Origin of the sequence: Salipiger sp. D13 (genome assembly GCF_003703915.1) — a bacterium.
GTDB classification, from domain to species: Bacteria; Pseudomonadota; Alphaproteobacteria; order Rhodobacterales; family Rhodobacteraceae; genus Salipiger; species Salipiger profundus.
Genome location: NZ_ML112591.1, coordinates 152651 through 167386, shown reverse-complemented (window position 1 = coordinate 167386; position 14736 = coordinate 152651). Strand labels below are relative to the sequence as shown.

Below are 14736 nucleotides of genomic sequence, written 5' to 3'. Positions count from 1 at the left end.
GGCCAGAGATGTCCGCGCTCCTGCTCGCAGAACAGGTCCTGAACGGCCTGCAATCCGGCGTCATGCTGTTTCTCATGGCGGCCGGCCTGACGCTGATCTTCGGCGTCATGGGGCTCATCAACCTCGCCCATGGCTCGCTCTACATGGTCGGCGCCTTCGCGGCGGCGACCGTGGCGGGGCTCACCGGCTCGTTCCTGCTGGCGCTGGTGGCCGCGCTTGCCGCGGCGGCGGGCGCGGGCGCTCTGGTCGAGCTCTTCGTGATCCGCCGGCTCTACGCCCGCGACCACCTCGATCAGGTGCTCGCGACCTTCGCGCTGATCCTGATCTTCTCCGAGGGCACCCGCTGGGCGTTCGGTTCGTTCCCGCTCTACCTCGACATTCCCGAGGTGCTCTCGGGCACGGTCACGCTGCCCGGCGGCATTCCCTATCCCGCCTACCGGCTGCTGCTGATCGTGCTGGGCCTTGCCGTGGCAGCGGGCCTGTGGTGGCTGAACGCGCGCACCCGGCTCGGCATCCGCATCCGTGCGGGCGAGAACGACCGCGAGATGATCGCCGCGCTCGGCGTCGATATCTCGAAGCTTTACACGCTGGTCTTCGCGCTGGGGGCGGGGCTGGCCGGGCTCGCCGGGGCGCTGGTCGGAGCCATCCAGTCGGTGCAGGTGGGCATGGGAGAGCCGGTGCTGATCCTGGCCTTCGTGGTGATCGTGATCGGCGGCATCGGCTCGATCAAGGGCGCGCTGATCGGCGCGCTGCTGGTCGGACTGACCGATACGCTGGGCGGAGTTCTGCTGCCGGAGCTGTTCAAGCTCGTTACCGACCCGGCCAGCGCCGCTTCCATCGGCTCGGCCTTTGCCTCGATGGCGATCTACATCCTCATGGCGGGTGTGCTGATCTGGCGGCCCACGGGGCTTTTCGGAGCCCGGGCATGAGCCGTGAACGCATTCTGAACGCCGCGCTTCTCGCGGCGCTGGTGCTGGTGCCCGCCTGGGCGGTCTGGGCCGACGAGCCCTTTACCATCACGCTCGCCACCCGCGCGGTGATCTTCGCGCTGGCGGCGGTCGGGCTCAACATCGCGCTGGGGATCGGCGGGCTGGTGAGCCTTGGGCATGCGGTGTTCTTCGGCATCGGCGGCTACGCCATGGGCATCCTCGCGAGCCACGCACAGAGCTACACGCCGCTGACCGAATGGCCATTTGTCATCGAGGGTACCAAGTCGATGCCGGTGATCTGGCTGGTGGCCGTCGCGGCCTCGTCGCTCGCGGCTCTGCTGATCGGGCTGCTGGCGCTGCGCACCTCGGGCGTCTACTTCATCATGATCACGCTGGCCTTCGGGCAGATGATGTATTTCTTCGCCATCTCCTGGCCCGCCTATGGCGGCGAGGACGGGCTGTCGATCTACGTGCGCAACGGTTTTCCGGGGCTGAACACGCTGGTGCCAATCCAGTTCTACGGCATCTGCCTCGCCTGGCTCTGCGCGGCGCTGCTGTTCAGCGCGCGGCTCATGCGCTCGCCCTTCGGGTTGGCGCTCAATGCCGCCCGCCAGGTGCCCGAACGCGCTAGGGCAGTGGGGCTCGATCCGACGCGTCTGCAACTGGTGGCGCTCGTGATCTCGGGCGCGATCACCGGGCTGGCCGGGGCGCTCTTCGCGGACCTCAACCGCTTCGTCAGCCCGACCATGCTCAGCTGGCAGATGTCGGGCGAGATCATGGTCTTCGTCATCATCGGCGGGGTCGCGCGGCTGTTCGGGCCGGTGGCCGGCGCGGGGTTCTACGTGCTGCTCGAACACCTGCTCGGCGGCGTGAGTGACTACTGGCAGATCTTCCTCGGGCTGTTCCTGCTGGTCGTGGTGCTGTTCGGACGGGGCGGGCTGATCGGCATGCTGGCCGGGAGGCGCCGCGATGGCTGAGACCGTTCTTGCGACCCATGACCTGCGCAAGTCCTTCGGCGCGCTGGCGGCGACCGACGGCGTGTCGATCGACCTGCGCGCGGGCGAGATCCACGCCATCATCGGGCCGAACGGCGCGGGCAAGTCGACTCTCATCGCGCAGATCTGCGGAGCGCTGCGGCCCGACGCCGGGCGCGTGGCGTTTCTGGGGCAGGACGTCACCGGCCTCAGCACGCAGGCGCGGGCACGGATGGGGCTGGCGCGCACCTTCCAGACTTCTGCGCTGGCGATGGAGGACACGGTGCTGCAGAACGTGCTGCTCGGTGCACTCGGCGCGTCCGGCAGGCCATGGCAGTTCTTCGGCCGCGCCAGCCGCGACGGCGCCCTGCGCGACCGTGCCGAGGCCGCGCTCGAGGCGGTCGACCTGGCCGAGCTCTCCGAGCTGCGCACCGCCGAGCTCAGCCATGGCCAGCGCCGCCAGCTCGAGGTGGCGGTCGCGCTCACCCTCGCACCGCGCGCCTTCGTCATGGACGAGCCGATGGCCGGGCTGGGGCAGGAGGGCTCGAAGCGGCTCACGGGGTTTCTCGACGGGCTGCGGGCGCAGGCGCCGATCCTGCTGGTCGAGCATGACATGGACGCGGTCTTTGCGCTTGCCGACCGGATCAGCGTGCTGGTCTACGGGCGCGTCATCGCGACCGGCACCGTCGACGAGATCCGCCGCGATCCGCGCGTGCGCGAAGCCTATCTCGGGGATGCCGCATGAGCCTCTTGTCGCTGCACCGCGTGACTGCCTCTTACGGCGCGAGCCAGGCGCTGTTCGGCGTGGATCTTCAGGTCGCGCCGGGCGAGGCGGTGGCCTTCATGGGGCGCAACGGCATGGGAAAGTCGACCACGGTGCGCTGCATCTGCCGGATGCTTCCGGCACAGGGCACGCTGGTGTTCGACGGTCACGACCTGTCGCGGCTGCCAAGCCACCGCGCCGCGCGGCTCGGCATCGGTCTGGTGCCCGAGGGCCGGCGCTGTTTCCGCGACCTGACCGTCGCCGAGAACCTCGTCGCGTCGGCGCGCAAGGGGCACTGGGACCAGCCGCGGGTCGAGACGCTCTTTCCCCGGCTGGCCGAACGCCGGCGCCAGCGGGCGGCGTCGCTCTCGGGCGGCGAGCAGCAGATGCTCGCCATCGGCCGGGCTCTGATGACCAATCCGCGGCTGCTGATCCTAGACGAGGCGACCGAGGGACTGGCGCCGACGGTGCGACAGGAAATCTGGGCCGCCATCGCGCGGCTCAAGTCCGAGACGGGCATGGCGATGCTGGTGATCGACAAGTCGCTCAAGGAGCTGCGGGGCGCCTGTGACCGGGCGGTGATCCTCGAGCGCGGGCGCAACGTCTGGCAAGGGCCGTTCGAGGCCCTGACGCCCGAGGTCAGCGGGCAGTATCTCGGCGTCTGAGGTGGCGTTTCGAAGCGAATCGCGTTCCCGTAAAAGATGTGGTTTTCCGGCATTTATCGACAATCGCGCGCCGTGAACTAGACTGTGCGTGCTCAGGAAACGATGCGCCAGGTATGAGGCGAGCCACGGCTTCGGCGCTAAGCCTTTGGTTCAAAATGCTCCTGCCGCGTCACCGAACCCTAGCCAGCTGTTTCCATATCCAGAACGGAATGTTTCCGGCATGATTTCGCCATAGTGTCGCTAGTCTGTGCGGATCGCGGGCCGCTTCGGCCCGGCGAGCATCGCCGATGCGGTAAAGGAGAAGCCCATGCCGCCTTTCGATCCCAGTGCAGCCGAGGGCGACCTCGAGGACATCACCGGCGCTTTCGAAATCGAGGTCGTCGCCCGCTTCGACGATCTTCTGTCGGGCTACTGGCAGCGCGTGCTCGATATCGGGAACGGCCCGGCGCAGAACAACATCCTTCTGACGCAGGTCGAGAACACCAGCGACATCTCCTTCGAGCTGTTCCAGGGCGATGACGTCTACCGGGTCACCGCCGGGAACGCGATCGTCGAGGGGGAAGTCGCGACTTGGACCATCGGCGTGGACCCCGGCGGGCTCATGTATATCGAGAAGGACGGCGCGCGGCTGGCAGAGGCGAGCGGCGTGGTGCCGGGCGCGATGCTGCGTGCGAACGAGCTGCTGGGTCGCTCCAACTGGGTCGAGGATTCACCTCTCGACGGGGCTGTTCTGGGCATCGACGTGACGCAGGACGGCGAGGCCTCCGACGGCGGGTTCCTCAACGAGCCCGTGCAGATCAACGGCGCGTTCAAGCTCGACGTGGCGGTGCGCTACGACGATGTCGCGGGCGGCGCATGGCAGGGGGTCTTCGACTTCGCCGATGCGACAGGCGACAGCGCCATCACGCTGACGCAGGTCGAAGCCACCTCCGACATGATGTTCGCCATCGTGCAGGACGGCGAGACCTACAGCATCACCGCGTCCGATGCGATCACCGAGGGTGAACTGGCGCACTGGGCGGTCGGCATCGACGACGACGGCACCATGTGGATGGAGAAGGACGGCGTGCGGCTGGCCGAGGGTGCGGGCGTCGTGCCGGCGGACGTCACGCGCGAGAACCTCGGCGTGGGCGAGGCGACCGAGGCGGGCGGCGATGCCATCGACGGGGTCATCCTCGACCTGACGGTCTCGCAGGCCGGGGGCACCGACCCCGTGCCGCCGGACGAGCCCGTGGACCCGGATCCGCCGGACGAGCCGGTCGATCCGGACCCCGAGACCGACGGCGGCATCCCACAGATCGACGGTGCCTTCCGCATCGACGTGTCCGTGCGGTTCGACGACCTGCAGGGGGCCTACTGGCAGCGCGTCGTCGATTTCGGCGACGGGCCGGCCACCAACAACATCCTGCTCGGGCAGATCGAGAATACCGGCGACATGATGCTCGAGGTCTGGGTCGACGGCGACGCCTACCGCGTGGTGGCCGCGGGCGCGATCGTCGAGGGCGAGACGGCGCTCTGGAGCGCGGGCGTCGATCCCGACGGGCTGATGTGGATCGAGAAGGACGGCGAGCGACTGGCCGAGGCCGATGGCGTGGTGCCGGCGGATGTCGACCGCGAGAACCTGCTGGTCGGCGAATCCAACTGGCCCGAAGACGACCCGCTGATCGGTGAGGTCACGGAGCTGACCGTCACCGAGCTTACCGAGCCATCGGTGCCCGGAGAGGGCCCCGGCGACACGCCGGACGACCCGGTGGTGCCCGACGATCCGACGCCTCCGGATGACCCGACGCCCCCCGACGACCCCATCGACCCGGACGACCCGACGTCGGAAGCGCTCGGCGACATGGTCTTCGTCGCGCATCAGGACGACGACCTGTTGTTCATGAACCCGACGATCAACGACCTGATCGACGCCGACGAGCCGCTCACGACGGTCTACCTGACCTCGGGCGATGCGGGCATGGACGAAAGCTACTGGAGCGAGCGCGAACAGGGAGTCAAGGACGCCTACGCCGAGATGGCCGGTGTCAGCGACTGGGTCGACGAGATCCTGACGGTCTCGGCCAGCGGCAATGAGTTCGAGATCGCCAGCTCCTACCTCGCGAGCGAACCGGACGTGCGGCTCATCTTCATGCGCCTGCCCGATGGCTTCGGCGGCGGCGGCTCCGAGCGCTACGGCAGCGAGGCGCTGCAGGCGCTGTGGGAGGGCACGATCGACACCATGACCGCCGTCGACGGCAGCGCCACATATACGAGCGCCTCCCTTCAGGCGACGCTCACCGCGCTCATGCAGACCTATGCGCCAGACCGGATCCACATCCAGGACCACACCACTGAGCACACCGACATCGAGCATTCCGATCACATCCACGCCTCGGAGTTCACCGCGGCGGCGGCGCAGGACTACAGCAACGACGTCACCGTCACGAGCTACTACGGCTATGCCACCTGGGGCTTCGACGAGAATGTTTCCGGCGCCGAACACGAGGAGATGCGGACCGTCTTCATGGAATACGCCGCGCATGACCCGCAGGTCTGGGCCGGCGAGGGCCAGCTTATCGGCGCCTACGAGGAATGGGTTCAGCGCGAGTACATCGCCGAGGAATACACGCTTTCGGGCGGTGACGTGGTGGCGATGATGACCGTGCCGCATATCGAAGCCGACGCGGCGGCAGAACATCACAAGGATGCGGAGGAGGACCAGGAGCTCGAGCTTGCCGAGGCGCAGCTCGTGGTCTGAGGGGCCGCCTCTTGCCCTGCCGTGCCGGCTGGTATTCAGTCGCTGCGAAAGGAGTGCCCCCCATGACCCGTGTTCCCCCCGACGCCGAGGCCCGCCGCGCCGTGCCGCCGGTGATCTGCTATCCGAACGAGACGTTGCCGCAGCCCGACATGGCGCTCTACCGTGGCGCGCTGGCCGGCGCCTTGCCTATGGCATCGGTCATGGCCGCGCCGCGCGACGCCTGTCATTTCCGGGTGTCCGCCGGGCAGTTCTTCCGCATCCGCAGCGTCGAGGGGCCGCAGGTGGGCGATCTCAACCTGTGGAACGCGGACGATCTGTCGGAACGCTTCTACTCGGGCAAGACCCGGGCGCTGCACGGCACCCATGTCAGCACCGGCGAGCGGCTCTGGTCGAGCTTCCCGCACCTGCGGCCCATGGCGACCATCGTCGAGGACACGCTCGATTGGTACGGAATCGACGCTTTCGGCGGCTCGGTGCATGACGTGATCGGCACCCGTTGCGATCCCTACACCGGCAACCTGTTGTCGGGCTCGCAATATCATCACTGCTGCCATTCCAACCTGACGCGGGCGCTCGCGGATGCCACCGGGCTGCCGCTGAGGCAGGCCGAGGCGCATGTGCACGATGTGCTCAACGTCTTCATGTGCACCGGCTTCACCCGCAACACCGGCCAGTATTTCATGAAGGCGAGCCCGGTGCGGCCCGGTGATGCGCTGACCTTCTTCGCCGAAATCGACCTGCTGGGCGCGCTCAGCGCCTGTCCGGGTGGCGACTGCTCGTCCGAGCACAGCTCGGACACCGCCGCCTGTTTCCCGCTCGAGGTCGAGATCCTCGCGCCGGCGGAGGGCGCGCTTGCGGGCTGGCAGCCGCCCGCGCGCAACGGCTACGACCGCAGCCACGGCCGCTAGGACAGGGCTGCGCCGGTCTCGCGCGGTCGGGCGTGGACGAAATGCACGCGGTCGAAGCTGCGCCGCCACTCCGCGTCCTCGGCCGCAAGGCGCTCGGGGTCGATCGCGCGGAGCGTTTCGGCGATGAGGCCGGCGAGGCGCGGCGCGTGCTCGGGGGTCATGCCCCAGCGGACGAGCTCCGGCGTGCCGATGCGCAGGCCGTTCATGTCGCCGGGCACCGGCGCGCCGGGAAGGCCGATCCCGCAGGCGAGAAAGCCCGCCCACCTCGTCGGCGATGGCGCGGACCTCGGCCACCGGGTGCGGCCGGAGGTTCAGCGACCCGCCCAGCGGGATCCCGCCCAGCGGGATGATCCGGGGCCGGACCTCTTGTGCGAGCGTCGCGAGCGCGTCGAAATCGACGGTATAGTCCTTGGCGTTGACCGGGGCAGGGTGGCTTACCAGCCCGTAGAGCCCGGCACAGCCCGCCGCGTGATGGGGGACGTGGCCGCCGATCTCGGCCGGCGGTGCGATGATCGCGTCACCCGGCTGGGCCAGCGCCATGAAGCCGTGGAGGTTGGCCATGGCGCCCGAGGCCACGCGCAGCTCGGCATGGCGGGCGCCGAAGACCTCGCAGGCGAGCGACGCGGCGAGGACCTCGATTTCCTCGCTAGCCACGAGGCCCGTCTCGTATTTGTCACCCGGCGCGCCCAGCGAGGGACGCATCCCGAGGCCGGAGGCCAGCAGCGCCTCGGCGCGCGGGGTCGTCACGTTGGGCGCCGGGTTGAGATTGAAGCAGTCGTGTTCGTGGAGCTCGCGGTTGCGGAGGGCGAGCGCCTCGAGCCGCGCCGCGACCTGCTCCGACGGGCGCGCGGCGCCCGGAGCGTGACGCGCGAGCGTGTCGCGCGCCGCGCCGGGCCATCACGGGCGGTCGCCCATCTCAGGCAAAGGCCGCCTCGAGCGCGATCTGCACCATGTCGCCGAAGGACGACTGCCGGTCCTCGGCGGGAAGCGCCTCGTGCCGCAGCAGGTGGTCGGAGACCGTCAGCACGGCCAGCGCGCGCACGCCGTGGCGGGCCGCGAGGTTGTAGAGCTCGGCCGCTTCCATCTCGACGCCGAGAATGCCGTGGCGGGTCATGATCTCGTTGAGGTCGGGCCGTTCGTCATAGAAGACATCCGCCGAGTAAATCCCGCCGACATGACAGGGTGTACCGATCCTTTTCGCGGACTCGACGCCGGCGGCCAGCAGGCCGTAATCGGCGCAAGGGGCGAAATTCAGCTCGCGGAATATCCCGGTCGACGGCGTGGAAAGAGACGAGGCGGTCATCGCGAGAATGACATCCCGCAACCCCACGTTTTCCTGCATCGCGCCACAGGAGCCTATGCGGATGAGCGTTTTCGCACCGTATTCACGGATCAGTTCATTTGCATATATCGACAGGCTCGGCATTCCCATGCCCGAGCCGTGGATCGTCACGCGATTGCCCTTCCACGTTCCGGTAAAGCCGGACATCCCGCGCACGCTGTTCACGCACACGGGGTCATCGAGAAAGGTCTTTGCCGCCCATTCGGCACGCAGGGGATCACCCGGCATGAGAACCGTTTCGGCGATCGACCCGGGGGCGGCGCCAATATGTGGGGTCATCAGAGGGCCAGTTCTTCCATGGTCTTTCCGGACTCAAGCGCGGAAATCACCCAGTTGGGCTTTCGGCCGCGGCCGGTCCAAGTCTGGCTGGGATCGTCGGGGTTCGCGTATTTCGGTGCGCCCTTGGAGCCCTTCGCAGCGCTCGCGGTATAGACCTCGTCCAGTGAAAAACCGAATTCCCGGGCGGCCTGTTCTGCGGCACGCTTCGCCTCGGCCTTGCGGCGGGCATCAATGGTTTTCAGCGCCTTTTCAACGTCGCTCTTGAGTTGTAAAAGCTCTGCCTTGTCGAGGGCATTCAGGTCGATGTCCATTTTTGTCCTTACTTCGTCTGACAGGTTTTTTAGATGATGATATCTTGGATATGCACCTTCCCGTTCAAGTAGTGTTTTGTGTCAATTGTCGAATTAGGGCAAAAAAGCGGAGAGCCGCTCACCTTATCGATGAGCGGCACAAATTAATTTCAGGTTCCGGTGGGAATGCGACTTATTCTGCCGCCACCGCCTTGGGATCGACCAGAGTGACGATGTCCTTCATGATCATGTTCAGGACGAAATCCTTGGGCGTATAAACCTTGGCCACGCCCATTGCCTTGAGCCGCCTTGCGTCTTCTTCCGGGATGATGCCGCCCACGATCACCGGGATATGGCCCAGGCCCTCGTTGCGCATTCGCTCCATCGTATCCTCGACCAGCGAGATGTGACTGCCGGACAGGATCGAGAGGCCAACGACATGAGCGCCGTCTTTCGCGGCCTCGACGATCTGCTCCGGCGTGAGCCGGATTCCCTCGTAGTCGATTTCCATGCCGCAATCGCGGGCGCGAAAGGCGATCTGCTCGGCGCCGTTGGAATGCCCGTCGAGTCCGGGCTTTCCGACGAGGAACCGCAAACGGCGACCGAGGCTGTCGCTCACAGCGTCAACCGCCGCGCGGATGTCCTCGAGGCCCTCGGTCTTGTTGCTCACCGCCTTCGACACGCCGGTCGGGCCGCGATACTCGCCGTGCACGACACGCATCTGCTCGGCCCATTCGCCTGTGGTCACGCCGGCCTTGGCGGCGGCGATGGAAGCGGGCATGACGTTGCGCCCCTCCTTCGCTGCGGCACGCAGCTCGGCGAGCGCGGCTTTCACGGCCGCGTCGTCCCGTTCGGCGCGCCATGCGTCGAGCCGGTCGATCTGGTCCTGCTCGACGGCAGGGTCGACCACCATGATGCCGCCGTCCTCGCCCATGAGCGGCGAGGGCTCGCCCTCGGTCCACTTGTTGACGCCGACCACGATGGTCTCGTTCTTCTCGATCCGGTTCAGCCGCTCGGCGTTTGCATCCACCAGACGGCTCTTCATGTAGTCGATGGCACCGATCGCGCCGCCCATGCTGTCGATGTTGGCCAGCTCGGCGCGGGCGCTTTCCTTGAGCGCCTCGACCTTGGCATCGACCACCGGGTTGCCGTCGAAGAGATCGCCGTATTCCAGCAGGTCGGTCTCGTATGCGAGGATCTGCTGCATCCGCATCGACCACTGCTGGTCCCAGGGGCGGGGAAGCCCAAGCGCCTCGTTCCACGCGGGAAGCTGCACCGCACGGGCGCGGGCCTTCTTCGACAGCGTGACGGCCAGCATCTCGATCAGGATGCGGTAGACATTGTTCTCGGGCTGCTGCTCGGTCAGGCCGAGCGAGTTCACCTGCACCCCGTAGCGGAAGCGGCGGAACTTGGGGTTCTCGACGCCGTAGCGGGTCTCGAGGATCTCGTCCCAGAGGTCGACGAAGGCGCGCATCTTGCACATCTCGGTGACGAAGCGGATGCCGGCGTTCACGAAGAACGAGATGCGTCCGCAAAGCGCGGGGAAGTCCTCGGCCGGCACGCGCGGCTTGAGCTCGTCGAGCACCGCGATGCCGGTGGCCAGCGCAAAGGCCAGCTCCTGCTCGGTCGTCGCGCCGGCTTCCTGCAGGTGGTAGGAACACACGTTCATCGGGTTCCACTTCGGCACGTTGGTGTAGCAGAACTCGGCCACGTCGCCGATCATCTTCAGCGAGGGTTTCGGCGGGCAGATATAGGTCCCGCGGCTGAGATACTCCTTGATCAGGTCGTTCTGCACCGTGCCCTGCAGCTTCGAGACGTCGGCGCCCTGTTCCTCGGCCACCGCGATGTAGAGCGCCAGCAGCCAGGGCGCCGTCGCGTTGATCGTCATCGAGGTGTTCATCTGCTCGAGCGGGATCTCGTCGAAGAGCGTCCGCATGTCACCGAGATGGCAGACGGGCACGCCCACCTTGCCGACCTCGCCTCGGGCCAGGACGTGGTCGCTGTCGTAGCCGGTCTGCGTCGGCAGGTCGAAGGCCACGGACAGGCCGGTCTGCCCGCGTGCAAGGTTGTTGCGGTAGAGCGCGTTCGAGGCCTTGGCGGTCGAATGTCCCGCGTAGGTGCGGATCAGCCAGGGGCGGTCTTTCTGAAGGTCCGTCATGTCGGTCTCCGTGGCAGGCCAGAATCAAGTCGGCAAGCTTGTTGCGTCAGCGTCTGAATATTGGAAATAAAATGTCCCGTCAATTCGCCGCACTGCGGCGTCGCCGCGGCCCGTGACGAACTCCGTCTTGGCGCGCCGCTCAGTACGGCCTGGAAGGCTGGCCAGAACACCGAAAAGCCTTTGTCTGCATGGAGCCCCGGGCAGGCAGCGGCACCGCCGACAGCATGATGACCGCGTGGGCGTCCGGATCTTTCTGCGGCCGCTCGGTCATAAAATTTCAAAACTAGCCTTAGTTGATGTTGCATTGTTTCGCGATGAAATATATCTCCCTGAACAAGGCCCCGCGATTCTGCACTGCGGCGCGGGGCGGGGAGACAAGACCGAGACACAACAGATCCGGCAGGATCACTTGAGGAAGGAGGCCCCGATGGCTCTGGACACGCAAACCGGGATCGCGCCCTACGAGGCACCCGAGAAGGATCTTTACGAGATCGGCGAGATGCCGCCCCTCGGCTACGTGCCGAAGAAGATGTACGCGTGGGCGATCCGTCGCGAGCGCCACGGCGAGCCGGACCAGTCCTTCCAGAAGGAGGTCGTCGACACCTGGCAGATCGACAGCCATGAGGTGCTGGTTCTCGTGATGGCGGCGGGCGTCAACTACAACGGCGTCTGGGCCGGCCTCGGCAAGCCGATCTCGCCGTTCGACGTGCACAAGCAGGACTACCACATCGCGGGGTCCGACGCCTCGGGTATCGTCTGGGCCGTGGGCGAGAAGGTCACCCGCTGGAAGGTCGGTGACGAGGTCGTCATCCACTGCAACCAGGACGATGGCGACGACGAGGAATGCAACGGCGGCGACCCGATGTTCTCGCCCAGCCAGCGGATCTGGGGCTACGAGACCGGCGACGGCTCCTTTGCCCAGTTCACCCGCGTGCAGGCGCAACAGCTCATGCCGCGCCCCAAGCACCTGACCTGGGAGGAAAGCGCCTGCTACACGCTGACGCTGGCCACCGCCTACCGGATGCTCTTCGGCCACCACCCGCACGAGCTCAAGCCCGGCCAGAACGTGCTGGTCTGGGGCGCCTCGGGCGGCCTCGGCTCCTACGCGATCCAGCTGGCGAACACCGCCGGCGCCAACGCGATCGGCGTGATCTCGGACGAGAGCAAGCGTGACTTCGTGCTGGCGCAGGGGGCCAAGGGGGTCATCAACCGCAAGGAGTTCGACTGCTGGGGCCAGCTTCCGACGGTCAACACGCCGGAATACAACGCCTGGCTCAAGGAAGCCCGCAAGTTCGGCAAGGCGATCTGGGACATCACCGGCAAGGGCGTGAACGTCGACATGGTCTTCGAACACCCCGGCGAGGCGACCTTCCCGGTCTCGACGCTGATCGTGAAGAAGGGCGGCATCGTGGTGATCTGCGCCGGAACCTCGGGCTTCAACTGCACCTTCGACGTCCGCTACATGTGGATGCACCAGAAGCGCCTGCAGGGCTCGCATTTCGCCAACCTCAAGCAGGCGGCCTCGGCCAACCGGCTGATGGTCGAGCGCCGGCTCGATCCCTGCATGTCCGAGGTCTTCGAGTGGGACGAGATTCCCGGCGCGCACACCAAGATGCTGCGCAACGAGCACAAGCCCGGCAACATGGCCGTGCTGGTGCAGGCGCCCCGGACCGGGCTGCGCACCTTTGAAGAGGCACTCGACGCCCGCAGTTAACCGGCGCTTCATCTGCGACCTGCTAGAACGTCCGCGAATCGAGAAATCGGTTCGCGGGCGTTTCCGTTTCCGCCCGCGAGCCAGCGGCGTCAGGGGCTTGGCGCGTCGCGCCTCGCCATATTCGGGGAGTTGGAATGTGCGAATTTCCCGCTTCCGGGTCACATGCTAGAGTTGAATTAACCAATTGTTAATTCTCTGGGGAAAGGCTGATCATGCGACATGATTGGATTATCGACGTTCTGACCGATCTGAAGACCTTTGCCCAGGCCAACGCCCTCGACGCGCTGGCCGAGCAGCTCGACGAGGCGCAGCTCGTCGCGGAGGTCGAGATGGCGTCGGATGCCGGGGGGAATGGCATTGGGCTTCGTGGAGGGCAGTTCCGCAGCGGGCGGGTTTCTGGAACGGCTTGAACGGGCGGAACGCCTCGAGGACCTGCAGGCGGTCAGCGAGGCGCTGCGCGATCTCTACAAGGTCGATCACCTCATCTACCACTGGGTCAGCGCCAGCGGTGAACAATACGGCTGCGGCACCTACGATCCCGCCTGGGTGCAGCGTTATGTCGACAAGGGCTACCTGCGGATCGACCCGGTGGTGCAGGGCTGCTACCAGCGCTTCCACCCGGTCGACTGGAAACGCCTTGACTGGAGCTCGAGGGCCGCGCGCGCCTTCCAGCAGGATGCGATCGCGCATGGGGTCGGCAACCAGGGCTACTCGATCCCGGTCCGCGGCCCGAACGGCCAGTTCGCGATGTTCACGGTCAGTCACAACAGCGACGACGAAAGCTGGGCCGCCTTCACCGAGGCGAACCGGCGCGAGCTGATCCTCGTGGCGCATTACTTCAACAAGAAGGCGCTCGAGCTGGAGCCGGGCCGCGCGCCCGAACCCGCCCAGCCGCTGAGCCCGCGCGAGGTCGAGGGGCTGACACTGCTCGCGGTGGGCTACAGCCGCGCACAGGCGGCCGAGACGCTCGGCATCTCCGAGCACACGCTGCGCGTCTACATCGAGAGCGCGCGCTTCAAGCTCGGCGCGATGAACACGACCCACGCGGTCGCGCGTGCCCTGTCACGCGGGCTGATCGTTGTCTGACCGCCGTCGCCGGGCGCAACGCGCGCTGTGCGCCGATCTCGTTAACCATGGCTGATCAAACCTTGCTCCACCGGACACCGAGGGAGCACGACCATGATCCGCTACATCTACGGCGACCAGCTCGCCGCCTTTCCGACGCTCGCGCGCAGCATGTTCCGCGACCGCGCCGACCAGTTCTCGACGCGGCTCGGCTGGGAGGTCGACGTCGATGCCGCGGGCGAGGAGCGCGATGCCTACGATGCCCTGAACCCGCTTTACGTGATCTGGGAGCGCGCCGACGGCCGCCACGGCGGGTCGATGCGGCTTCTGCCCACCGTCGGTCGTTGCATGGTCAACGAGCATTTCGGCCATCTCACCGGCGGCGTGCGGATCGAGAGCCCGCTGATCTGGGAGTGCACGCGCTTCTGCCTCGCCCGCGAGACGGAACCGGGCACGGCGGCCGCGCTGATGCTCGCGGGCGGCGAGGTGATGCAGGGCTTCGGCATCGCGCATTTCGTAGGCGTCTTCGACGCGCGCATGGTGCGGATCTACCGGCGCATCGGCGCATCGCCCGACGTGCTCGGCAGCGACGGGGAGGGCCGGGCGCGCATCAGCGTGGGCCTCTGGGCGCACAGCGCCGACGCGCAGGCGCGGGTGTCGGCGGCGGCGGGCATCCCGGCGGCGCGCTCCCGCGCGTGGTTCGAGGCGGCCTTCGGGGCGTCGATGCCGGCGCGGACGATCACTGCCGCCTNGGCCTTCGGGGCGTCGATGCCGGCGCGGACGATCACTGCCGCCTGAGGGGGCGCTGCCCCCGTCGCCTGCGGCGACTCCCCCGGGATATTTCGGGCCAGAAGAAGCCGCGGGCGTCGTGCTCTCTGGTCTCTTGCGCCGCAGCGCTTTAGGGTCCGC

General features: G+C 67.1%; 12 protein-coding genes and 2 pseudogenes. 10 read left to right on the top strand and 4 right to left on the bottom strand.

Features of this window, described 5'->3' with window-relative positions; translation table 11 throughout:
- Positions 1 to 8: 8 nt before the first annotated feature.
- From D6860_RS05090 to D6860_RS05065, 6 genes are all read left to right on the top strand, one after another.
- Positions 9 to 929, top strand: coding sequence for a branched-chain amino acid ABC transporter permease (locus tag D6860_RS05090; RefSeq protein WP_076622445.1), 921 nt, complete (start codon positions 9 to 11; stop codon positions 927 to 929).
- Positions 926 to 1906 carry a branched-chain amino acid ABC transporter permease gene (locus tag D6860_RS05085; RefSeq protein ID WP_076622444.1) on the top strand — a complete coding sequence of 327 codons (981 nt, stop codon included), beginning with the start codon at positions 926 to 928 and terminating at the stop codon, positions 1904 to 1906. The genes D6860_RS05090 and D6860_RS05085 overlap by 4 nt, the downstream gene beginning before the upstream one ends.
- The gene (locus D6860_RS05080; RefSeq protein WP_076622443.1) at positions 1899 to 2648 is read left to right on the top strand and encodes an ABC transporter ATP-binding protein; all 750 of its coding nucleotides are present in this window, start codon (positions 1899 to 1901) and stop codon (positions 2646 to 2648) included. The genes D6860_RS05085 and D6860_RS05080 overlap by 8 nt, the downstream gene beginning before the upstream one ends.
- Positions 2645 to 3331 (top strand): ABC transporter ATP-binding protein, encoded by a 687-nt coding sequence (locus tag D6860_RS05075; RefSeq protein ID WP_017469070.1) that lies wholly within the window; start codon positions 2645 to 2647, stop codon positions 3329 to 3331. Before D6860_RS05080 ends, D6860_RS05075 begins: the two co-directional genes overlap by 4 nt.
- A gap of 307 nt (positions 3332 to 3638) precedes the next feature.
- Positions 3639 to 6071: a PIG-L family deacetylase gene (locus tag D6860_RS05070; RefSeq protein WP_128549221.1), complete on the top strand. Its 2433-nt coding sequence runs from the start codon at positions 3639 to 3641 to the stop codon at positions 6069 to 6071.
- A 62-nt stretch (positions 6072 to 6133) separates the two neighbouring features.
- Positions 6134 to 6979 carry an urea carboxylase-associated family protein gene (locus tag D6860_RS05065; protein ID WP_076622441.1) on the top strand — a complete coding sequence of 282 codons (846 nt, stop codon included), beginning with the start codon at positions 6134 to 6136 and terminating at the stop codon, positions 6977 to 6979.
- Here D6860_RS05065 and D6860_RS05060 read toward each other — a convergent pair.
- The 4 genes and pseudogenes from D6860_RS05060 to D6860_RS05045 form a co-directional block, all read right to left on the bottom strand.
- A pseudogene (locus tag D6860_RS05060) lies at positions 6976 to 7840 on the bottom strand (hypothetical protein); the annotation flags it as partial. The gene D6860_RS05065 and the pseudogene D6860_RS05060 overlap by 4 nt on opposite strands.
- Positions 7841 to 7895: 55 nt before the next feature.
- Complete coding sequence (gene deoD / locus D6860_RS05055) at positions 7896 to 8600, bottom strand: purine-nucleoside phosphorylase (protein ID WP_076622439.1); 705 nt, start codon at positions 8598 to 8600, stop codon at positions 7896 to 7898.
- Complete coding sequence (locus tag D6860_RS05050) at positions 8600 to 8911, bottom strand: H-NS histone family protein (RefSeq protein ID WP_076622438.1); 312 nt, start codon at positions 8909 to 8911, stop codon at positions 8600 to 8602. The genes deoD and D6860_RS05050 overlap by 1 nt, the downstream gene beginning before the upstream one ends.
- A gap of 172 nt (positions 8912 to 9083) precedes the next feature.
- A complete protein-coding gene (locus D6860_RS05045; RefSeq protein ID WP_017467206.1) occupies positions 9084 to 11048 on the bottom strand; it encodes a protein meaA in 1965 nt (654 codons plus the stop codon).
- Positions 11049 to 11475: 427 nt separating this feature from the next.
- On the opposite strand from D6860_RS05045, the gene ccrA reads away from it, so the two are divergent.
- The 4 genes and pseudogenes from ccrA to D6860_RS05025 form a co-directional block, all read left to right on the top strand.
- Positions 11476 to 12762: a crotonyl-CoA carboxylase/reductase gene (gene ccrA / locus D6860_RS05040; RefSeq protein WP_076622437.1), complete on the top strand. Its 1287-nt coding sequence runs from the start codon at positions 11476 to 11478 to the stop codon at positions 12760 to 12762.
- 212 nt (positions 12763 to 12974) lie between these two features.
- Positions 12975 to 13172: a hypothetical protein gene (locus D6860_RS05035; protein ID WP_017469188.1), complete on the top strand. Its 198-nt coding sequence runs from the start codon at positions 12975 to 12977 to the stop codon at positions 13170 to 13172.
- The gene (locus tag D6860_RS05030; RefSeq protein WP_076622436.1) at positions 13114 to 13848 is read left to right on the top strand and encodes a helix-turn-helix transcriptional regulator; all 735 of its coding nucleotides are present in this window, start codon (positions 13114 to 13116) and stop codon (positions 13846 to 13848) included. Before D6860_RS05035 ends, D6860_RS05030 begins: the two co-directional genes overlap by 59 nt.
- A gap of 93 nt (positions 13849 to 13941) precedes the next feature.
- Positions 13942 to 14578: pseudogene (locus tag D6860_RS05025) on the top strand (acyl-homoserine-lactone synthase); the annotation flags it as partial.
- Positions 14579 to 14736: the final 158 nt, after the last annotated feature.